At 33.1% G+C, this 22,377-nt stretch carries 15 protein-coding genes; all 15 read left to right on the forward strand.

The features are described from left to right. Positions 1-197: 197 nt before the first annotated feature. The 15 genes from NCC77_RS07560 to NCC77_RS07630 all read left to right on the forward strand — a co-directional run bounded on the left by NCC77_RS07560 (position 198) and on the right by NCC77_RS07630 (position 22,128). Positions 198-1,484 (forward strand): reverse transcriptase domain-containing protein, encoded by a 1,287-nt coding sequence (locus NCC77_RS07560; protein WP_250835017.1) that lies wholly within the window; start codon positions 198-200, stop codon positions 1,482-1,484. 309 nt (positions 1,485-1,793) lie between these two features. Next, the gene (locus NCC77_RS07565; RefSeq protein WP_250835018.1) at positions 1,794-3,191 is read left to right on the forward strand and encodes a DUF1800 domain-containing protein; all 1,398 of its coding nucleotides are present in this window, start codon (positions 1,794-1,796) and stop codon (positions 3,189-3,191) included. A 12-nt stretch (positions 3,192-3,203) separates the two neighbouring features. Beyond that, entirely contained in the window at positions 3,204-4,367 is a 1,164-nt protein-coding gene (locus NCC77_RS07570) for a DUF1501 domain-containing protein (protein WP_250835019.1), read from the forward strand. Between the two features lie 437 nt (positions 4,368-4,804). Then, a complete protein-coding gene (locus tag NCC77_RS07575; protein ID WP_250835020.1) occupies positions 4,805-5,632 on the forward strand; it encodes a prephenate dehydratase in 828 nt (275 codons plus the stop codon). A 168-nt stretch (positions 5,633-5,800) separates the two neighbouring features. Further along, entirely contained in the window at positions 5,801-6,946 is a 1,146-nt protein-coding gene (locus NCC77_RS07580; protein WP_250835021.1) for a pyridoxal phosphate-dependent aminotransferase, read from the forward strand. Between the two features lie 190 nt (positions 6,947-7,136). Next, on the forward strand, positions 7,137-7,997 hold the full coding sequence (locus tag NCC77_RS07585; protein ID WP_250835022.1) for a prephenate dehydrogenase: 861 nt from the start codon (positions 7,137-7,139) through the stop codon (positions 7,995-7,997). A gap of 12 nt (positions 7,998-8,009) precedes the next feature. Then, positions 8,010-9,092: a bifunctional 3-deoxy-7-phosphoheptulonate synthase/chorismate mutase type II gene (locus NCC77_RS07590; protein WP_095928247.1), complete on the forward strand. Its 1,083-nt coding sequence runs from the start codon at positions 8,010-8,012 to the stop codon at positions 9,090-9,092. Positions 9,093-9,312: 220 nt separating this feature from the next. Continuing rightward, on the forward strand, positions 9,313-12,711 hold the full coding sequence (locus tag NCC77_RS07595; protein WP_250835023.1) for a DUF2135 domain-containing protein: 3,399 nt from the start codon (positions 9,313-9,315) through the stop codon (positions 12,709-12,711). A gap of 140 nt (positions 12,712-12,851) precedes the next feature. After that, positions 12,852-13,829, forward strand: a complete 978-nt coding sequence (rsgA, locus tag NCC77_RS07600) for a ribosome small subunit-dependent GTPase A (RefSeq protein WP_250835024.1) — start codon at positions 12,852-12,854, stop codon at positions 13,827-13,829. Positions 13,830-13,974: 145 nt separating this feature from the next. Next, positions 13,975-14,427, forward strand: a complete 453-nt coding sequence (dtd, locus tag NCC77_RS07605; RefSeq protein ID WP_250835025.1) for a D-aminoacyl-tRNA deacylase — start codon at positions 13,975-13,977, stop codon at positions 14,425-14,427. Positions 14,428-14,492: 65 nt separating this feature from the next. After that, entirely contained in the window at positions 14,493-16,400 is a 1,908-nt protein-coding gene (locus NCC77_RS07610; RefSeq protein ID WP_250835026.1) for a DUF3858 domain-containing protein, read from the forward strand. 32 nt (positions 16,401-16,432) lie between these two features. After that, on the forward strand, positions 16,433-18,442 hold the full coding sequence (locus NCC77_RS07615; RefSeq protein ID WP_250835027.1) for a DUF3858 domain-containing protein: 2,010 nt from the start codon (positions 16,433-16,435) through the stop codon (positions 18,440-18,442). Between the two features lie 2 nt (positions 18,443-18,444). Next, a complete protein-coding gene (locus NCC77_RS07620; protein ID WP_250835028.1) occupies positions 18,445-20,433 on the forward strand; it encodes a DUF3858 domain-containing protein in 1,989 nt (662 codons plus the stop codon). 4 nt (positions 20,434-20,437) lie between these two features. After that, complete coding sequence (locus tag NCC77_RS07625) at positions 20,438-20,764, forward strand: nucleotide pyrophosphohydrolase (protein WP_095928239.1); 327 nt, start codon at positions 20,438-20,440, stop codon at positions 20,762-20,764. Between the two features lie 134 nt (positions 20,765-20,898). Beyond that, positions 20,899-22,128 carry a 3-phosphoshikimate 1-carboxyvinyltransferase gene (locus NCC77_RS07630; protein WP_250835029.1) on the forward strand — a complete coding sequence of 410 codons (1,230 nt, stop codon included), beginning with the start codon at positions 20,899-20,901 and terminating at the stop codon, positions 22,126-22,128. The last annotated feature ends 249 nt before the right edge of the window (positions 22,129-22,377 follow it).

Genomic DNA, 22,377 nt, shown 5'->3' on the forward strand with positions numbered 1-22,377 from the left:
ATTTAAGTTAGCGTTCGACTTTAGATTGTCTCTTCAATCTTTCGTCAGGATTGCCCAAGAACACCTTTCCAAAGTGTTAGTTCGAACTTCATTCGTTGTTTGGCTATTCATTTCATTAAAGGGTTCTGCACTCATTTTGTGGAGTCTGTCATACTAACAAATTGTTATTCTAAGGGTCTTTACAATCATATAACTACATGTCAAAATCATTATTAGAAAAAATATCTTCGGTTGAATCTTTAAAAAAAGCCTGGGATAATTTAGATAAAACTAATAAATCTTCTCAAGGTATTTCTGGTGAAACAATAGAAGATTTTGAAAAAAATAAAGATTATAAAATTACTTCAATATCATCTCTCTTGTTAAAAGGGAAATACTTTTTCTCACCCAACAGAGCTGTGTTAATTCCAAAAAATAATGGAAAATTTAGACCATTACAAATTCCTGAAATCTCAGATAGGGTTGTGTTAAAATCTATTGCTATAGAGCTTGAAGAAGTATTTAAAACATTACTAGAAAAAAGCAACGGTTTTAGTTTTGCCTATCAAAAAGGTCTTGGAACGAAAGATGCAATTTTTAAAATCATTGAGCATTATAAAAATGGTTATATATATTCTTTAGAAGCAGATTTGATAAATTTTTTTGGAAAGGTTAATAAGGATGATTTATTAAATAATTATATTTATCCAAAGCTGCAAGATGATTCTATTAATAAATTATTAGATAAAGCACTTAATCAGGAATTAGGAGGATTAGATAATTTTGATGTTGAAAAAAGATCTAATTTTAAAGATGTAGATAAAGGTATCCCACAAGGCAGTCCTTTGTCACCATTATTCTCTAATATATTTCTTTCGCCTTTTGATCAATTTCTTATTGAAAGAGATTATAAATTAGTTCGATATGCAGATGATTTTGTAATTCTTTGTAAAACTAAAGAAGAATGTGAGGAAGCTTATGTGGATTGTTGCAAAATTTTAAAAGAATTAAAATTAGATATCCATAGTTTAGAAGAAGGAGAAAAAACTAAGATCCTAAAGATTGATGTTGATTTTCTGACTTTTCTTTCGGTAACTTTTGATGGAAAGCAAATTTATCCGTCTTTAGCTAATTTTGATAGATTAAAATCGAAAATTAGAGATGTTTGTAATGGCAAAGTGGATTATACCGTTTTTTTTCTCTTAAAGAAAATAATTAATATTCATGATGGTTGGATATCATCATTTATCTATACTAATTTATATAAATATTCTGAAGAACTGGATTTCTATATTGATAGACAGGTGTTTTTAGCTCTTAATAAATTTGGTTGGAAATTTACTAAGGCAAGTTTGGGAGAGCTACCAAAAAAATATAGACATACAAATAAGAGTAAAGATTGTTTGTCGAAGGAACAAAGATTAAATTCAGGAATTCCTTTTTCTTCGAAATTAATAAGGGACAAATGGAAAAGTTATAATGAGAATTTAGAGAATAAAAAATAGAATTAGGCATGTAATGCAACATTAGAATACTGCTTTTTCTATAATTTTAAAAATGCTGTTTAAACATAGCCCGTGGTTTCAACCACGGGAAACGAATTGGGGAAACGCATTGTGTTCCCGTGGTTGAAACCACGGGCTATGTTTCATTATGATTGCCGAATATAATTAAACAATATCTCCAAAAAATCCCCGTTTTAATTATTACCAAAGACTTTAAAATCTCAGCACCTCAGAATCTTAGCAACTTAGCCTCTTTTAAAATTAAACCTTTAAAAGAAACTCAAGTCTTATTGTAATAATTTCTGAACGATGAAAAAAAGCAGTCTTTGGTCCTTACGATTAGGTTTTTCAGGAAAACAAGCTTCAAAAATTGAAAAACTCGGCTTAGAAAAATTTCTAAAGCAATCTTATAATTCGAAATTTGATACAACACTTCCAGACTTTTTGCAAGATCAGCCTAAAACGACTTTAGAGTTGAAACAAGTTCGGGAAGTAATCAAAACTTCCGACCCCGAGACTAAAAAGGAAATTCAGAAAAAAGAAAATCAAGCGACTGCCGAATTCAAAAAATGGTGGATTGCAAAAATGCGTAATGATGAATTCCCCCTTCGTGAAAATATGGTTTGTTTCTGGCACAATCATTTTGTTTCGACTTTTCAAAAAGTAAAAATCAATTACTGGATTTATCAGCATAATATGATTTTGCGCGAAAATGCCTTTGGTAATTTTAAAGAATTAACCAAACAGATTCTAAAATCAAATGCCATGGTTCGGTATCTCGATAATGGCGATAATAAAAAAGGAAAAGTAAACGAAAACCTAAGCCGTGAGTTATTGGAACTATTCACAATCGGAATTGGAAATTATACCGAAGAGGATATTAAAAACGGCGCAAAAGCTTTGGCAGGTTTAAATGTTGGCGATGAAGGTGCAGTTTATATAAAAAATATAGAAGATAACAGCGATAAAATCTATTTTGGAAAAACCGGAAATTGGAAAGCGGATGATTTAGTGGATATTATTTTCGAACAGAAAAATATTCCATATCTCATTACCCGAAAAATCCTGAAATGGTTTATTTATGATAATCCGCCCGAAGATTTAGTAGTTTATTATGGCGATTATTTCCGAAAACAAAAGTTTGAAATAGAACCTTTATTGACTAAAATTTTTACGGAAGAATTTAAAAAAGAGAATTCAGGAAATAAAATCAAAAATCCGCTGGTTTATATTTTACAGCTATGTGATGAATTGCATTTGGAGAATGTTAATGATGCTGCTATTATGGCGTTTATAAAACAGCAGGGAATGGATTTGTACAATCAGGTAAATGTAAAAGGCTGGGACGGCGGAAATTCATGGCTCACTTCGCAGATTTATCTCCAAAGAAACAATACAGCCGATTTATTATGCAGTGGAAAAAGTCTGAATAGAAAAGTTCTGAAAACGATGATGAACGGAGTTGAAAAAGAGAAGTCAGAATATGAAAAAACTGCGGTAAAAGTCAATTTTGATTCAGAAGGAAATAACAAAACGATTATTTCTGAATTATCAGACCGGTTATTATTTACCGTCAGTGATTCGGCTCAGAAAGACATGGAAAATCTGTTGAAATACGATTTTGATCCCAAAGATCCGCACGCCGATTTTGCTGTAGTCAGACTTTTTAATTATATCACAAAACTTCCCGAATATCAATTAATCTAAAAAGCAGTAATCATGAACAGAAGAAATTTTATAACACTGACCGGAACTTTTACAGGCGGACTGCTGGTGCTTCCTGATTTTTTACATGCTTTTGGTTCTCAAAACAATTTGATTGTGGGAGAGCAATGTGTCGTTTTTGTACAGCTGAATGGTGGAAACGATGGTTTAAATACTTTTATTCCGTACGATGATCCATTGTATTACGATTTAAGAACGAAGATTGCTTTAAATAAAGATTTGGTTGTTGGAAAGAATAAAGGAATGGCTTTTCATCCTTCATTAAAAGATTTTGCTCAAATGCAGCAAAACGGAGATTTAACGGTAATTCAGAATGTGGGTTATCCAGAACCGATTCGTTCGCATTTTAGAAGTCAGGAAATTTGGCAGACGGCGACGGATTCTAATAAATATATAAATGAAGGCTGGCTCGGAAGATTTCTGGATTTGCAATGCAACGGTCATCAAGCGACGGCTGGAATCAATTTAGATTCGATTGATAATTTGGCTTTAAAAGGAGTAGAGCCGAATTTTATAACGGTAAAAGATCCAGATCGATTTAAAGTAAAATCAAAAGAAGAGAATGTGACTTTGTCTAAAAATCCGCATTTAGATTTTGTTCGAAAAATTGCCAATTCGGTTACAGAAGGTTCAGATGAGATTCAGAAAGCATTAGCGAGGTCTAAAACGGAAATCAGTTATCCGAAAACAGAATTATCTAAAAACCTAGAATGGATTGCACGATTGATAAAAGGAAATCTAAACTCAAAAGTATATTACACATCGCTCAACGGATTTGATACACACGATAATCAGCTCTCCATTCACGAACGAAAATTGACTGATTTAAATGATTCCTTATATAGTTTTTATTCTGATTTAAAACAATCTCAATTATTGCAGAATGTCACAATAGTAGTTTTCTCAGAATTCGGAAGACGAGTAAAAGACAACGGAAACGGAACCGATCACGGAACTGCAGCGCCAATGTTTATCATCGGAGGAAATAATAAAGGAACGATTTTAGGAAAAAATCCAAATTTGGCCGACTTAGATAATGGTGACTTGAAATACGAAATTGATTTTAGAAGTGTTTACGCTTCTTTATTGAAAGAAAAAATGGACTTCGATTATGCTAAAATCGGGATTGTTAATAAAGCAGTTTCAGGGTTGTTTTGATTAGAAGATAGCCACGAATTCACGAATTTTATTTTTTAAAATCTGTGTAATTTGATTTTATAACCACAAAGATTTGTACTAATTCGTGAATTCGTGGCGAAAAAACCTTAGAATCTAAAAATAGCTATTGTATATATCTCATTTTAAGCTGATTTTTTTATATTATCATACAAAACCTGCTAAATTTGTTAAGAAATCCTTTTTTGTTTCATAAAATGCAATCTTTTTTTTGGTGCACTAAAAATAATTTATACATTCGCAGAGAATTTAAAACAAAACACAAACAAAATGGCAAGTAACCGTTTTTATTTTAGCAACTCTTTTTATTTCTTCTTTAGTAGAAGTGAGGATTGTGCTATGGTTATTTGAGATCAAATTTTAAGACAAATAAAACTAATATACAATCCTGATGCAAATCAGGATTTTTTTTTGACTATATGACAACGAAAATTGCAATACAAGGTATTAAAGGATCATTTCATCATCAGGTTGTAAAAGAGTATTTCTCTGAAAATGTGGATATTGATGAATGTCTGTCTTTTGAAGAATTGATCGACAGCCTTATTGCCGGAAAATCTGATCAGGCTGTTATGGCGATCGAAAATTCGATTGCAGGGCCGATTATCCCGAATTATGCATTGATTGACAAGAATAATTTACACATAATCGGAGAGCATTATTTAAACATTCAGCAGAATTTAATGGCTTTAAAAGGTCAGAAAATTGAAGATATTAGAGAAGTTCATTCGCACCCAATGGCACTTTTGCAGTGTATGGATTTCTTGAAACAATATCCAAACATCAAGTTGGTTGAGGATAAAGATACAGCTGAAACAGCAAGAAGAATTCAAGAAAAACAGTTAACTGGAATTGCAGCGATTGCAAGTGTTACGGCTTCTGAAATGTATGATTTGGATATTATTGCGTCATCGATTCAAACGATCAAAAACAATATGACTCGTTTCGTAATCATCAAAAAACAAAATTCATTTTTGCCAGAAAGCGAAATCAACAGAGCCTCTGTAAAATTTGAATTAGATCATAAAAGAGGAAGTTTAGCGGCGGTTTTAAATGTAATGAGTGACTGCAAACTGAATTTGACAAAAATCCAGTCGCTTCCAAAAATTGAAACACCTTGGAAATATTCATTCTTCGTAGATGTGACATTCGAGAAATACGAAGATTTTGCAAAAGCCAAAGCCTTATTAAACATAATGGCAGAGTATTTTAAAGTACTGGGAGAATATAAGAATACGAGACCATAAGAAGTTAAAAGTTATAGGTTAAAAGTTAAAAGTTAAAAGTTTTGTCAGGCTGAGCGAAGTCGAAGCCCGCTCCAATTGGAAAGCCCTTCGACTTCGCTCAGGGTGACAAATCAAAAAAGAAAAAGCATATAGCCTAAGGCTTAAAGCATACAGCAAAAATTAAAAACAATGATTACAACAGCAAAACGATTAGACACAGTTGAAGAATACTACTTCTCATCAAAACTAAGAGAAGTTCGTCAGTTGATGTCTGAAGGAAAATCGATCATCAATATGGGAATTGGAAGCCCTGATTTGAGTCCGTCAAAAGCAGTAATTGAAGCAGTCGCTGCAGCAATTCAAGACGAAAACGGGCATGGTTATCAAAGCTATCAGGGATTACCAGAAATGAGGCAGGCGATGGCAGATTTTTATAAAGATCAGTTTGGTGTTGCAGTGAATCCGAATAATGAGATTTTACCTCTTATGGGTTCAAAAGAAGGAATTATGCACATCTCGTTAGCATTTTTAAATGAAGGCGATCATGTTTTAATTCCGAATCCAGGTTATCCAACTTATACTTCGGTAACCAATTTGGTTGGAGCAGTTCCAGTTTATTATGATTTGAAGGAAGAAAATGCTTGGGAACCAGATTTTGAAGCTCTTGAAAAATTAGATCTTTCGAAGGTGAAAATAATGTGGTTGGGTTATCCGCACATGCCAACAGGAGCGAGAGGAAGTTTAGCGTTATTTGAAAAATTGGTTGCTTTTGCTAAAAAACACAACATATTATTAATCAACGACAATCCGTACAGTTTTGTTTTGAATGATAATCCGATGAGTTTATTGCAGGTTGAAGGAGCGAAAGAGGTGGCTTTAGAATTAAACTCTTTAAGTAAAACATTCAACATGGCAGGCTGGAGAGTAGGAATGGTTTTAGGAAATCCTGAAATTATCGATGCGGTTCTAAAAGTAAAAAGCAACATGGACAGCGGAATGTTCTACGGAATTCAGAAAGGAGCTATTGTAGCGCTAAAATGTGATAAATCTTGGTTTGAAGATCAAAACAAAATTTACAGACGCCGTAGAGAATTGACTGAGAAACTAGCAGAAAAATTAAACTGCAAAGTGTATAAAGAAGGAGTTGGTCTTTTTGTCTGGGCGAAATTACCAGAAGGAATCGAATCAGCAGAAAAGTTCATTGACGAAATATTATACGAGAAACATATTTTTATCACGCCTGGAACCATTTTCGGAAGCAACGGCGAAGGTTATATCAGATTCTCATTGTGTGTGAAAGAAGAAAAAGTACAGGAAGCGATAGATCGATTTTAGTATTAAGACTTTAGAATTAAGTATTAAGATTTTATCCAGATTGTCAGGCTGAGCGAAGTCGAAGCCCTTGCCAATAGGAACGTCCTTCGAATTCGCTCAGGATGACAAATTGAAAAGCAAGATCTGTAATTTAGACCCGAGCGATAGCGAACAGGCGAAGCAATTTTAAAACTTGGAATTTAAAAAAGATATGAAAGTATACGTAATAGGAATAGGGTTAATAGGCGGTTCAATGGTGCTAGACATTAAGGGACGTTATCCTGATGCTACTATTTTAGGAATCGATAACAACGAAAAACATTTGCAGGAAGCGATTGATTTAGGTGTTATCGACGAAGCAGGAAGTTTTGAAGATTTGCAAAAAGCAGATTTTGTAATTGTTTCGGTTCCGGTAGATGTGGCGCTAACGGTTTTGCCTAAAGTTTTGGATGCTGTAGGAGATAAAACGATTGTTTTTGAAGTAGGATCTACTAAAAAACCAATTTGCGAAGCAGTGGCCAATCACCCGAAAAGAAGAAATTTTATTGCAACGCACCCAATTGCCGGAACAGAGTTTTCGGGGCCATCAGCAGCAATAAGAGGCTTGTTTCAAGGAAAAACAAACATTATTTGCGAAGTAGAAAAGACTGCTTTTAAATTACAAGAGAAAGCATTAAATCTTTTTACTTCGATCGGAATGAGAATTCGATATATGGATCCCATTTCGCACGATAAACACATTGCCTATGTTTCGCATTTATCGCACATCAGTTCGTTTATGCTTGGAAAGACGGTAATGAATAAAGAAAAAGACGAACAGGATATTTTTGATATGGCGGGAAGTGGATTTGAAAGCACTGTTCGTTTGGCAAAAAGTTCGCCTGCAATGTGGACACCCATATTTAAACAAAATAAAGAATACGTTCTTGAAACTTTAGAAGCTTATATATCAAACCTGAGTCGGTTTAGAGATTTGCTAAAAGAAGAAGATTACAATGCCATTTTTGAAGAAATGGAAAGCACAAATAAAATAAAAGAAATACTAAACGGATTAACAACAACTAAAAAGTAAATTAGAATTAAGATGGAAAATAAGAAAGAAATGAGAAAGTGGTTAGAAGATTTCAATTTAAATCACCCACTTGTGATAGCTGGACCTTGTAGTGCAGAAACTGAAGATCAGGTTTTGAAAATCGCTCACGAATTAAAAGATTCAAAAGTTAGCGTTTTCAGAGCAGGAATCTGGAAACCAAGAACTCGTCCAGGAGGATTTGAAGGTGTTGGTGAAATCGGATTAAAATGGTTGCAAAAAGCAAAAGCTGAAACTGGTTTATTAATGGGAACTGAAGTAGCAACTGCAGCTCACTGTAAATTAGCTTTAGAACACGATATCGACGTTTTATGGGTTGGTGCACGTACCACTGCAAACCCATTCGCAGTTCAAGAAATTGCTGATACGTTGAAAGGTACAGATAAAATTGTTTTGGTTAAAAACCCAGTAAACCCAGATTTAGCTTTATGGTTAGGTGGTGTTGAGCGTTTACATATGGCTGGAATCGAGAAATTAGGAGTTATCCACAGAGGTTTCTCTACTTACGAAAAAACAAAATACAGAAATATTCCAGAATGGCAGATTGCGATCGAATTGCAAAATAAATTCCCTGATTTACCATTAATCATCGATCCATCTCACATTACTGGAGATCGTAAAATGATTTTTGAAGTAACGCAAGAGGCTTTAGATTTGAACTACGATGGTATGATTATCGAAACGCACTACGATCCAGACAATGCTTGGTCTGATGCTGCGCAACAAGTAACTCCAGATTCTTTGAAACAAATCATTAAAGATTTGACGATTAGAAAAACAGATGATACTACAGACGAGTACAGCCAAAAAATGACTAAGTTAAGAGCTAACATCGACGTTTTGGATGCTAACTTATTAGAATTGTTAGGAAAACGTATGAAAGTGGCTGACGAAATTGGTCAAGTGAAAAAAGATGCAAACGTAGCGATTCTTCAAAACAACCGTTGGAACGAAATCTTAGGAAAAATGATTTTAGAAGGCGAGAAAAAAGGTCTTACTGAAGAGTTTGTTTTAAGAATGTTCAAAGCAATTCACCAGGAAAGTATTGGTCACCAAGAGAAAATTTTCAACGCATAATTTTCTTTGAAACCATATAAGTGATATAAGTTAATTTAAGTTTTGAAAAAAACTTGTTATTGGGTTCAATTATATCACACATTTAAAATTAGATTGTTTTTTATATTAAATCTCCATTGCTTTCGGGCTTTGGAGATTTTTTTTTGAAAATAAGTAATATCTTCCCAACCTTTTATCGTTTTTTGTTCTCTATAACAATATGAACCTTAATTTTTGTATCATGAAATTAAAATTGTTTTCGTCTGTGCCGCGCATTTTTCAAATGAATTTGAATGTATTGTTTTTCTTTCTCATTTTCATGGGCACAAAAACTTTTGGACAAAGCCCTGAGCTTACCGTTAAAGGAGAAGAAGCTGAGAAAGTACGAATGAGTCAATTGAAAGTCAATGTGAAAATCGTTGGCAATATTGCTTACACTACAGCAGAAATGCATTTTTTTAATTCGGGAAATCGTCAAATGGAAGCAGAGCTTGTTTTTCCGTTGCCTGAAAATGTTTCGGTTTCTAGATATGCGATTGATATTAATGGAAAACTGCGAGAAGCGGTTCCGGTAAATAAAAATAAGGGGAAACAAGTTTTTGAAGCTATCGAGCACCGTCGTGTTGATCCAGGATTATTGGAAAAAGTGGATGGGAATAATTTTAAAACTAGAATTTATCCGTTAATGCCTAATGGCGAACGAATTGTTGTTATTGGTTACGAAGAAGAACTTGCGGCTTCAGACAAAGATAATTTGGCGTATCAGCTTTTGAGCCGTTATCCTAAAAAGTTAGATAAATTTGAAATTAATGTTTCGGTTTTAGGTGCCGCTGCAAAACCTGTTGTGACGGGAGATTCTGAAAAAGAAATTGTTTTCTCAAAATGGAATCAATCTTTTGAAGCTTCTGAAAAGAAAGAAAACTATCAGCCTGCTGAAAAATTACTTTTTAAAATTCCAATTCAGCAAGATATTCCGAGTGTTGTAATGCAGAATGCTGGTGGGCAATATTATTTTTATGGAAATAATTTTGTTGAAGGAAACAAAACTGCTAAAAAAACTCCAGCTTCAATTGGTTTGATTTGGGATAATTCTTTAAGTTGTCAGAATCGTGATCTAAAGAAAGAATTGGATTTGCTGGAAGCTTATTTTCAGAAAATAAAAAATACAAAAGTGACTTTGTATTTTCTGAATTATACTTTCGAAAAACAAAAAGAGTTCGTGATTTCGAACGGTAATTGGTCCGAATTAAAAGCAGTTTTAGAAAAAACAAAATACGATGGCGGAACTCGTTTCTCTCAAATTAGCTTTGAAAATCAAGATGAATATTTATTTTTCTCTGACGGATTATCTTCTTTGAGTGAAAATCTTCTTCCAAAAACTAAAAAACCTGTTTATACTATTACATCTTCTGTTTCTGCAGATTTTGCTTTTTTGAATTTTTCTTCAATGAAAACGGGAGGTAATTTTATCAATTTAAATCAGATAAATGCTGAAACGGCTTTGGATAAATTGACAAATACAAATTTGAAGTTTCTAGGCATAAAAGAGAATTTAACGGTAACCGATTTATTTCCGATGGAAGGAACTTCGGTTTCAGGGAATTTTAGTTTTTCTGGTATTTCTTTGAATCCAAAAAATGAAATTACGTTGTTATTTGGCTATGATAATGAAGTTACTTTAGAAAAGAAAATTACGCTTGATGTAGCGGTTCAAAATTCTAATGATGTGAATGTTGAAAAACTTTGGGCGCAGAAAAAAATTGCCAATCTTGAATTGCAATACACTAAAAACGCAGATGAAATTGAGCTTCTTGGAAAGAAATTCGGGATTGTAACCAAAAACACATCATTGATTGTTCTCGAAAATGTTCGGGATTATATTATGTACGATATTTTGCCGCCAGCAGAATTACGTGCTGAATTTGATTTAATCAAAAAACAGGAACATGATGCTACATTAGCACAGCAAAAAAATAATTGGGAGAGTATTGAAAGTTATTTTGCCAGTATAAACGCTTGGTGGAAAAAAGACGTCAAATACGCAGAGCAGAAAATCGCATCTAAATATAAGTACAATAGACAAGTTCCACCGCCACCGCCACCTCCAAATGGTAGAAGTAGAGTTAGAAATAGAGACAGAAGAGAAGCAGCTGAGACTATAAAAGGAGATCCTGATGCAGTACTGACAGTTGATGAGCCTGTTGGAAAAGGACCAGTTGCAACAGTAATTGAAGGAGATAATGCTGTATACAATACGCCTCCTCCGTCATCTGCGGCAAAAGTGGATCAGGTAAAATTTGTTTCGCCAGTTGTTGCAAAAGCAGAAGAGGTTACCGATGATGTACCAAAAATTGTTGAATTAAAAGATAAGAAAGTTGGAAGTGAGGTAATTAGGGAAGATTCAGGTTTTACTAAATTACAAGACACAATAGCTGTAGGATACGCAACACAAAAAAAATCTGATGTTGTTGGTGCTATAGGAGAAGGTACTTCAAAAAATAAAGATCTTTTGCAAGATTCAAATTTCAATAGAGGTTATTTAGCTGGAGATTCAAAAAAGCCTTTAATTATAGTTGATGGTCAGTTTTATGAAGGTGAATTGACCGATTTAAAATCAGAAGATATCGAATCGGTGGATGTTTTGAAAGATGCCGCGAGAATTGCTACTTATGGTAGCAGGGGAGTAAATGGAGTTATTATTATAACAACAAAAAAGAAGTCTTCAAATAATGGAGTCGTTCAAACAAAAAGTTGGAATCCAGATCGATTATATTTAAAAGCGTTGGCATCGGCGCCAAAAGAAAAACAATACGATTTGTATTTCGAATTGAGAAAAGCTCAGGAAAGAAATCCAAGCTTTTATTTTGATGTGGCGCACTTTTTCTACAATCAAGGAGATGTTAAGAAAGCATTGCAAATCATCAGCAATATTGCCGATTTAGGTTTAGAAAATCATCAGCTTTATAAAACATTGACTTATACTTTGAGACAATGGAAAGATTATCAGGATGCCGTTTTTACTGCAAAACAAGTTGTAAAATGGAGATCTCACGAACCTCAGAGCTTAAGAGATTATGCTTTGGCGCTTGAAGATGCCGGAAAATATCAAGAAGCATTTGATGAATTGGTAAAATCGCTTGAAGTGAATTATTATGGAGAAATGAGCGGACAATACGAAGGTATTGAAGATATTGTTTTAATGGATATTAATCGATTAATAACGGCACATCCAGGATTGAAAACAGGCAAATTAGAAAAAAAATACCTTGCTAAAATGCCGGTTGATATTAGAATTATTATGAATTGGAACCAAATGGATGTCGATTTGGATTTGCATGTTATCGAACCAACTGGTGAAGAGTGTTATTACAGTCATAAAAGTACTGCAATTGGCGGGAGATTCTCAAAAGATTTCACGCAAGGCTACGGCCCAGAGCAATATATCATCAGAAATACGGTGAAAGGGAAATATCAAATCAAGACTAATTATTTTGGCGAAAGCGAATTAACCGAAAATGGCCCAGCAACAATTATGGTTGAAATTTATACCACAAAAGCGGGTAAAGTATCGAGAACTTTAAAAACAATTCAGCTAGGAAAAGTAAAAGAGAATGAAACTTTAGCCGAAATAGTTTGGTAAAGTCTTCAAATTAAGGATATGTCTTTCAAATTTAAAAGGCGAAATTGCGTTGTTCCATTCTAAAAACGTAATTTTGCCTTTTATTTTTTAGGTTTTAAAGCGTAATCTAAAATCTAAAATTTACAATCTAAAATTAAAGAATGACAGGAACCGTTTATAAATCTACAGGAAGCTGGTATACCGTAAAATCTGAAAAAGGAGATTTTGTGGAATGCCGAATGAAAGGGAAATTCAGAATAAAAGGTATTAAAAGTACCAATCCTATTGCTGTAGGCGATATTGTTGATTATGAGTTGGATGAAACTTCAGATGCCATTACAGGAACAATTCATACTATTCACGAAAGAAAAAACTATATCGTTCGTAAATCGGTTAACTTATCGAAACAGATTCATATTATTGCTTCTAATATCGATCAGGTTTTTTTATTGATTACAATTGATAATCCGCCAACAACGACAAGTTTTATCGATCGTTTTTTGGTTACTGCAGAAGCATACGGAATTGAAGCTATTCTTGTTTTTAATAAAATAGATACTTTAACAGAGCAGACTTTAGACGATCAGCTTTATCTGCAGCATATTTATTCTGAAATTGGATATAAATGTCTTCGTATTTCTTCGACAGAAAACAAAGGCGTTGACAAGCTAAAAGAAATGATGCTTGGTAAAGTAAGTATGTTTTCTGGACATTCTGGTGTTGGAAAATCAACTTTGGTTAACGCACTTGAACCGAGTCTACATTTAAAAACTTCTGTAATTTCAGAACAAAGCAAGCAAGGACAGCACACTACAACTTTTGCTGAAATGTATGATTTGTCTTTTGATGCTCGAATTATCGATACGCCTGGAATTAAAGGTTTCGGAATTGTTGATATGGAGCCTTCAGAAATAAGCGGTTATTTTCCTGAATTCTTTAAGCTGAAAGACCAATGTAAATTTAACAACTGTTTACACAAAGAAGAACCGCATTGTGCCATAAAAGCAGCATTAGAAAAAGACGAAATTGCTTGGTCACGATATAATAGTTACTTAAAAATTCTTGAAGGCGACGAAGAGCATTATCGTACCGATACGTATGGTGAAGATCGCGCTGCAAGTGATGAAACACGTAAGTAATTAAAATTCCAATTTTAAAATTCCAAATTCCAAAACAGAATACGAGAATGATTTTATTGTAGAGACGCACTGAAGTGCATTTAACGTGTTGATTTTAAAATCTTTTTAATCATGTGTAATCTGTGGCTAAAAACAAAAGTTAAGAATGAGAGTAGTTATCCAAAGAGTTTCCCAAGCATCAGTAACTGTTGAAAGTCAAAAAACGGCCGACATTCAAAAAGGTTTATTGGTTTTAGTCGGAATAGAAGATGCCGATACACAAGAAGATATTGATTGGTTGGCTGGGAAAATCATTAAAATGAGAATTTTTGGAGATGAAAATGATATTATGAATTGTTCGGTGCAGGATATTGACGGGGATATTATTGTTGTAAGTCAGTTTACACTTCATGCATCAACTAAGAAAGGAAACCGTCCTTCTTATATAAAAGCCTCAAAACCAGATTTTGCAATTCCGACGTATGAGAATTTTGTTCAAGCAATAGAAAAAGAGTTGGGCAAGAAAGTGCAAACAGGAATTTTTGGCGCCGATATGAAAGTCAGTCTTCTCAATGACGGGCCCGTTACCATTGTAATGGATAGCAAAAACAGAGAGTAAAAATATTATTAAACATTTGTTAAGAATTTCTGAAAATAATATATATTTGACGAAAATCCCTACTAATGAAAAACCTTTTTTTTGCGTTATTTTTATTCTTAACAACCCTTAATTCATTCGCCCAAAAGAGCAATTATCCTATTCTTTCTATTCCAGATAGTTTAAAACAGAACGCCAATGCTGTTATCCGTTTAGACCAAATGGATATTGTTATTGCTTCGCAAAGAAGTATGAATATTAAGACCCAAAGAGTGGTTTCTGTTTTAAATGAAAAAGGTTTAAATGATATTGATGCATACTGTCATTACGATAAAACAACTTCAATAAAAAATATTGAAGCTATAGTTTATGATGCGTTGGGCAATGAAATTAAAAAAATCAAAAGAAAAGATTTTAAAGATCAGAGCGCTGTAGGCGGAAGTACTCTTTTTTCTGATAATCGAGTACTTTATTTAAATTATACACCCATTTCATATCCTTTTACAATTGCTTACACCAGCGAAGTTGAAACTTCAAATACGGCATTTATACCAAAATGGTATTTTATTGGAGGATATTATTTAAGTGTAGAAAAATGCGTTTTGAATGTAACTTTCCCAAAAGGATTGGGCTTTAAGAAAAAAGAGTTCCAATTTGATAACTTCAACATAACCAAAACAGCCGATACAGATACAAATCTGAGTTATACAGCAACAAATATCACGGCTCAAAAACAAGAAGATCTTAGCCCTTCTCCTTCAGATCTTTTTCCTAAAGTCATGATGGGATTAGAAAACTTTCACTTAGAAGGAGTGGACGGAAATGCTACTACTTGGGAAGCATTTGGAAAATGGTATGAAGATAAAATCTTAACCGGTACGACTGTTTTGACAGAAGAGACCAAAGCAAAAATTAAAGCATTGGTTGGAGATGAAAAAGATCCTATCAAAAAAGCTAAAATCATTTATGATTATGTACAGAAAAAATCGCGATATGTAAACATTGCAATTGGCATTGGCGGTTGGAAACCCATGCTAGCCAACGATGTTGACCGTTTAGGATATGGAGATTGCAAAGCATTGTCAAACTATACAAAAGCACTTTTACAGGTTGTAGATGTCCCATCTTATAATACTATTTTATATGGCGATCGTTACAAAGAAAATATTCAATCTGATTTTGTTTCGATGCAAGGGAATCATATGATTTTGGCGATTCCTAATAAAGATAATTATATCTGGTTAGAATGTACGAGTCAAGACGATCCGTTTGGATATCAAGGAACTTTTACTGACGATCGCGATGTTTTGGTTGTAAAACCTGAAGGAGGCCAAATTGTAAGAACTAAAATCTATGATGATAAAGGAAACACGCAAGTAGGTAAAGGAGTTTACACAATTGATCCAACTGGGAATTTTTCTGGCACTTTAAAAATAGCCTCTCAAGGAAGTGTGTATGCTTCTAAATCTCGAGTAGAAACCATGCAACCAAATGAAAAAGAGGAATATTACAAAGAGTATTGGGATAATATCAACAACTTGAAACTAGGTAAAATTACTTTTACGAATGATAAAGAAAATATTCGTTTTACCGAAGATGTTCAGATAAGCGCTGTAAATTATGGAGCTATTACGGGTAACAAAATGATTTTTGTAGTCGATGCTTTCAATCAATATACAGGAAACGTAAAACGCATTAGAAACCGAAAAAATCCTTTTCAAATACAACGTGGTTTTTTAGATACCGATGAAATTGAAATCAATCTTCCAGAAGGTTTCAGTATCGAATTCCTGCCTTCCAATTATGAGCTAAAAGGCAAATTTGGCGAATACAAAACCGAAATCATTAAAAAAGACAATAATAAACTGACTTATAAAAGATCGATGTTTTTAAATAAAGGAAAATATTCGAACAAAGAATATGACGAGTATCGCCTATTTATGGAACAAGTCTCTAGAAACGATAACGCCAAAATAATATTAACCAAAAACTAACAAGTGTAACCAAAGTAAACCAAAAATTACCAATGAAAATTATTAAATTATTTAGTCTCACTGTGCTTTTATTGATCGCTTCAAAAGCGATGTCGCAGGAATTTAAATTAGGAAAAGTATCCATTGCAGAATTAGAACAAAAGTCGCACCCGAAAGATTCGGCAGCGACAGCAGCTATTTTGTATAAAAAAGGAACTGCAAGAATTGAATATGATGTTAATGACGGTTTTGTTACAGTGACAGATGTAGAAACCAGAATTAAAATTTACAAAAAAGAAGGCCTAGATTGGGCAAACCAGGATGTTTGGTTCTATAATTATTCTGGTCTAAGAGAGAAAGTGTCTTTTTCGGATGCTGTAACTTACAACATAGTTGGTGGTAAAATTGAAAAAACGAAGCTTAAAAGTGATGGCGTTTTTGAGGAAGTACTAAATAAATATAAAAGCTTAAAAAAAATAACAATGCCTAATGTAAAAGAAGGTTCTGTTATTGAATTTAAATACAGTATTAAATGTCCACAGGAAATAATAAGAGATTGGGATTTTCAAACGAGTATTCCAGTCAACTATTCTGAGTTTTCAACATTCATTCCCGAATATTACACTTTCAGTCCAAGACAAAAAGGTTATTTTTTTCCTAAGGCAACAACAGCAAGGGTTGCCAAAAGTATTACTTTTAATAGCAAGGAAAGATCGGGTGGACGTGTGACATCAACTAATTTCTCTACTGATTACTTAACTTATATGGAAGATCAAGTTACGTACAAAGCGGTAGATTTTCCAGCAATGAAAGATGAGGCGTATGTTAACAATATTGATAATTATACATCGTCTGTTGCTCACGAATTATCAATGACTAAATTTCCAAATCAGGTGCTTAAAGAATATTCTGCAGATTGGGCTTCGGTTGTAAGAACAATTTATGATTATGATGATTTTGGTCCTGAGCTTAATAAAACAGGTTATTTTGAAGATGATTTGAAAAAAATACTTTCAGGAATCAATACTCCTGAAGAGAAAATCTTAGTTATTTTAAATCACGTAAAATCAAACGTAAAGTGGAATAAATATTACGGTTATGGCTGTGATAATGGGGTTAAAAAGGCGTACAAAGAAAAAACGGGAAATATTGCCGATATAAATTTAATGCTTACAGCGATGTTGCGTTATTCAGGATTAACAGCAAATCCAGTTTTAGTAAGTACACGTTCAAACGGAATAGCGTTGTTTCCTAACAGAACGGCATTCAATTATGTAATTGCTGCAGTAGAAACTCCAAACGGATATGTTTTACTAGATGCCTCAGAAAAATTTACGGTTCCGAATGTTTTGCCATTAAGAGTTTTAAATTGGTCAGGAAGATTGATTAGAAAAGACGGTTCATCAGAAGAAATTAATTTAATGCCAGAAAAAACTTCTGTTGATAATGTTTTTATGAATTACAGTATCGATAGCGCTGGAAAAGTTACAGGAAAAACAAGAAGACAATACATGGATTATAACGCCATGATTACGCGTGGCAATATTGAAGGCTTAAAAGAAGAAGAATATTTAGAAAAGCTAGAAAACAAGAATAAAAAAATCGAAATAAGCGATTATTCAAAAACAAACGAAAAGGATATCCTTCTTCCAATTATAGAAACTTATTCTTTTACTGGAAACGATTTGTGCGAAGTTATTGGAGGTAAAATTTATTTGAATCCAATGTTGTTTTTTGCGACAAATAATAATCCGTTTAAGCAGGAAAGTAGAGAATATCCAGTAGACTTTAGTTTTCCATTTACAGATAAGTACAGTATTAATATTGAAATACCAGAAGGCTTTGTGGTTGAAACATTGCCAGCTCCAGCAGCTGTAACAATGGAAGATAATTTGGGCGTTTTTAAATTTAACATTGCGGCAAATGACAATAAACTTCAGTTGTCTATTTTGCATCAAATAAATGAAGCTATCGTATCTGCTGAAAAATATGAGATGCTGAAAGAGTATTATAAAACAATGGTAGAAAAAGAAACGGAAAAAATCGTTCTGAAACGTATTTAATTATGCTGAGATTCCTTCTAATTTGTATTGCCCTTTTGGGAAGTACAATAACTATTCAAGCTCAAAATTATGACTTGGGAAAAGTAACTATTGCAGAGTTAAATGAAAAAGTTCATCCTAAAGATAGCAGCGCACCCGCTGCTATCTTGTTTAAAAAAGGAAGAACTTATTTTGGCTATAATAAAGATGTTGGATTTTATGCCAACCATGTCTGCGAAGTGAAAATTAAAATTTATAAAAAAGAAGGTTTAAGCTGGGCCGACCAGAAAGTGCGTTTTTATATCGGTTATGATAAGTTAAATGAAGACCGTTTAGAATTTTCAGATGCAGTGACCTATAATTTAGAAAATGGCAACATTGTAAAAACTAAATTGAATAATCAAGGCGAGTTTAAAAATAAAATCAATCAATATTGGAAAGAAAAGACGATTACTTTGCCCAATGTAAAAGTAGGTTCTATTATTGAATACAAATATGTTTTAAGATCTGAAAATCTGGTGAAGTTTCCCGATTTTGATGTTCAGTTCAGTATTCCTGTTGACTATTTTTATTACAAAACACAGATTCCAGAATTTTATATTTATAAACCCATTTTAATTGGAGGAATTCCGTTAGAAACAGAATCTAAATTTACAGCCGCCAGTCAAAGTTTTGATAATGCTTACAGTCAGACAAGCTCATTTAGCTATAAACAAATCGAAACCTTTTATAAAGGAAAAGATGTTCCAGCATTAAAAGAGGAGCCTTACATCAATAATCTTGAAAATTATCGCGGAAGCATTCAGCAAGAATTAGAAAGAGTGCGTCTTCCAGATCAGCCTGTAAAAGATTATAGTTTAACTTGGGAAGGTGTTGCTAAAACTATTTTTAAAGATGACAGCTTTGGGAAACAATTGAATCAAGGAAGTTTATTTACAGATGATTTGAATAAATTATTGTCTAATGTAGAAGATAAAAAGGAAAGATTAAATCTGATTTTTACATATGTTAAAAATCGAATGAATTGGAATGAGATTAATAGCTGCTATACAGAAAAAGGAGTCGAAAAAGCTTATAAAGACCAAACTGGTAATGTCGCAGAAATCAATTTTATTCTGATAAATATGCTTCGTGCGGCAGGTATAGAAGCCAATCCTGTTTTGGTAAGCACAATACAAAACGGACTTCCAGTGTATCCAACAAGAACGGGATTCAATTATGTAATAGTTGCAGCTGAAATTGATGGTAAAAAAAATCTTTTGGATGCAAGTCATAAACTTACGGCGCCAAACATTTTACCATTAAACGTTTTAAATTGGAACGGAAGATTAATCAAAAAAGATGGCAATTCTGAAGAAATTCAATTAGATCCAACACAACAGTCTAAAGAAATTTACAGTCTTATAGTTAAAATAAATCCTGACGGAAAAATGAATGGTCAGGCTCGAGTTCAAAGAACAGATTATGACGCATACAGTTTTAGAGTAGAAAATAATACTAAAACGGAAGATGCTTATCTTGAAAAATTAGAGAATAGATTGGGAGGTTTAGAGATTTCAAATTATGCAATAGAAAATCAGAAATCAAACTTAGATCAGTCGGTCATAGAAACTTTTTCTTTTGCATCAAGCAACCGTTCGGATATTATTGATGGGAAGATTTTTGTAAATCCTCTATTGTTTTTTACCCAAAGTAAAAATCCGTTCAATCAGGAAAAAAGGCAAATGCCTGTTTATTTTGGATATAAAAACATAGAAAAGTTTAATTTGAATATTGAAATTCCGCAGGGATATACTGTAGAATCACTTCCTAAACCATTCAGAATATCTTCAGAGGACAAGTTGATGTCTTTCATTTTAAATTTTTCGTTTTCTGAAAACAAAATTCAAATTGTGAGTCAAAAAGAAATCAACAGTAGTATTTTTGTAGCTGAGGATTACGGAATGATAAAAGAGTTTTTTCAGAAGATGATCGTAAGCCAAAATGAAAAAATAATTCTTAAAAAGATATAAAGAGATGGATTTAAAAAATGCACAATTAGCTGTTGATACTTGGATAAAAGAACATGGTGTTCGCTACTTTAACGAATTGACCAATATGGCGCAGCTGACAGAAGAAGTTGGCGAGGTTGCTAGAATCATTGCGCGCCGTTATGGAGAACAATCTGAAAAAGAAAGCGATAAAAACAAAGACTTAGGAGAAGAATTGGCAGATGTTGTTTTTGTCGTGCTTTGTTTAGCCAACCAAACAGGAATTGATTTACAAGCCTCTTTTGATAAAAAAATGGATCTAAAATCGGTTAGAGATAAAGATCGTCACAAAAACAACGATAAATTGAAATAATTGTGAAATATCACTCATAAGTTTTGAATTATGAGTTTTGAATTTTGAATTATGAATGGGGAGTGGTAAATTGCGGGGCTGAATTATGTCTCTAATCATTCCTAATTCATAATGCACAACTTACAATTAAAAAAATGAATTTAAAATTAAGCACGAATTCAATATTCACTATTGATGATTCGCAACTAAATATCACTGGTTCTAAAAGTGAAACGAACCGCTTATTGTTATTAAAAGCATTATTTCCAAATATTACTTTAGCCAATACTTCCAACTCAGACGACAGCGAAGTAATGCAGAAAGCATTAGCAGGAAATGATGAAATTGTAGATATTCATCACGCAGGAACAGCAATGCGTTTTCTTACTGCTTATTTTTCGGTTAACGAAGGCAGAGAAGTGGTTTTGACAGGTTCTAGCAGAATGCAGGAACGTCCGATTAAAATTTTAGTGGAAGCTTTGGCACAATTGGGTGTTGAGATTTCATATGAGAAAGAAGTAGGATATCCGCCAATTCGAATTAAAGGAAAAAAAGTTACCGCTTCAAAAGTAACTTTGGCAGCCAATGTAAGCAGTCAATATATTTCTGCACTTTTATTAGTAGCTTCAAAATTAGACAATGGTTTAGAGTTGACTTTAGAAGGAGAAATTACTTCGATTCCGTATATCAAAATGACTTTGGCTTTGTTAGCTGATTTAGATATTAAAACGAGTTTTGAAGGAAATGTGATTAAGGTATTCCCTAAAGAATCAGTTGAAACTAAAGAAATGGTGGTAGAGTCAGACTGGAGTTCGGCTTCTTATTTCTTTAGCCTTGTGGCTTTGGCCGATGCAGCAAAAATTACTTTAAGTAGTTATAAAGAAAACAGTCTTCAGGGAGATTCTGAATTGGTTTCTCTTTATGAGAAGATGGGAGTGAAAACAACTTTCCAAAACAACAAAATGACTTTGGAAAAAGTTTCTGGATTCAATTACGAAGATGTAAATTTTGAATTGAACAATACGCCAGATATCGCTCAAACTATCGTAGTTACTTGTTTAGGTTTAGGAATTGGATGTCATCTAACAGGACTTCATACTTTAAAAATTAAAGAAACAGACCGATTAGAAGCTTTAAGAATTGAGCTTACAAAATTAGGAGCTAATATTTCTGTTACTAATGATAGCTTGACTTTATTGCGTTCTGGCGATATTAATCATGATGTGCATATTGCAACATACAACGATCACCGTATGGCAATGGCATTTGCACCATTAGCAATAAAAGTCCCGATTATTATTGACGATGCCGAAGTAGTTTCCAAATCGTACCCAGATTTCTGGAACGATTTAAAAGCTTTAAACTTTCAAATAACAGAATTGTAATTTTAATTGAACCATATAAGTGATATAAGTTCAATTAAATTAAAAATTAATAATACAGAGCCTCTGGTTTTTAATCAGAGGTTTTTTTATGCGTATTTAAATAGCTAACTAGACAGGTTTTAAAAATCTGTCGGGTTTATAATGTTGATTTGGCGCTATTTAAAATTTTAGCTAGAATGAACTTATATTTCTTATATGGTTCGAAAAAGTTAAAATTGACTTAAAGAATAGCTTTTTAAGTCAATGTGA

It is taken from the genome of Flavobacterium tyrosinilyticum (assembly GCF_023656565.1).
GTDB classification, from domain to species: Bacteria; Bacteroidota; Bacteroidia; order Flavobacteriales; family Flavobacteriaceae; genus Flavobacterium; species Flavobacterium tyrosinilyticum.

Bases quoted from the DNA above. Each gene is read 5' to 3' on its own strand.
- dtd (WP_250835025.1), top strand. From the start codon at position 13,975: ATGAGAGTAGTTATCCAAAGAGTTTCCCAAGCATCAGTAACTGTTGAA.
- rsgA (WP_250835024.1), top strand. From the start codon at position 12,852: ATGACAGGAACCGTTTATAAATCTACAGGAAGCTGGTATACCGTAAAA.
- NCC77_RS07630 (WP_250835029.1), top strand. From the start codon at position 20,899: ATGAATTTAAAATTAAGCACGAATTCAATATTCACTATTGATGATTCG.
- NCC77_RS07585 (WP_250835022.1), top strand. From the start codon at position 7,137: ATGAAAGTATACGTAATAGGAATAGGGTTAATAGGCGGTTCAATGGTG.
- NCC77_RS07590 (WP_095928247.1), top strand. From the start codon at position 8,010: ATGGAAAATAAGAAAGAAATGAGAAAGTGGTTAGAAGATTTCAATTTA.
- NCC77_RS07560 (WP_250835017.1), top strand. From the start codon at position 198: ATGTCAAAATCATTATTAGAAAAAATATCTTCGGTTGAATCTTTAAAA.
- NCC77_RS07575 (WP_250835020.1), top strand. From the start codon at position 4,805: ATGACAACGAAAATTGCAATACAAGGTATTAAAGGATCATTTCATCAT.
- NCC77_RS07615 (WP_250835027.1), top strand. From the start codon at position 16,433: ATGAAAATTATTAAATTATTTAGTCTCACTGTGCTTTTATTGATCGCT.
- NCC77_RS07595 (WP_250835023.1), top strand. From the start codon at position 9,313: ATGAAATTAAAATTGTTTTCGTCTGTGCCGCGCATTTTTCAAATGAAT.
- NCC77_RS07620 (WP_250835028.1), top strand. From the start codon at position 18,445: ATGCTGAGATTCCTTCTAATTTGTATTGCCCTTTTGGGAAGTACAATA.
- NCC77_RS07580 (WP_250835021.1), top strand. From the start codon at position 5,801: ATGATTACAACAGCAAAACGATTAGACACAGTTGAAGAATACTACTTC.
- NCC77_RS07570 (WP_250835019.1), top strand. From the start codon at position 3,204: ATGAACAGAAGAAATTTTATAACACTGACCGGAACTTTTACAGGCGGA.
- NCC77_RS07565 (WP_250835018.1), top strand. From the start codon at position 1,794: ATGAAAAAAAGCAGTCTTTGGTCCTTACGATTAGGTTTTTCAGGAAAA.
- NCC77_RS07625 (WP_095928239.1), top strand. From the start codon at position 20,438: ATGGATTTAAAAAATGCACAATTAGCTGTTGATACTTGGATAAAAGAA.
- NCC77_RS07610 (WP_250835026.1), top strand. From the start codon at position 14,493: ATGAAAAACCTTTTTTTTGCGTTATTTTTATTCTTAACAACCCTTAAT.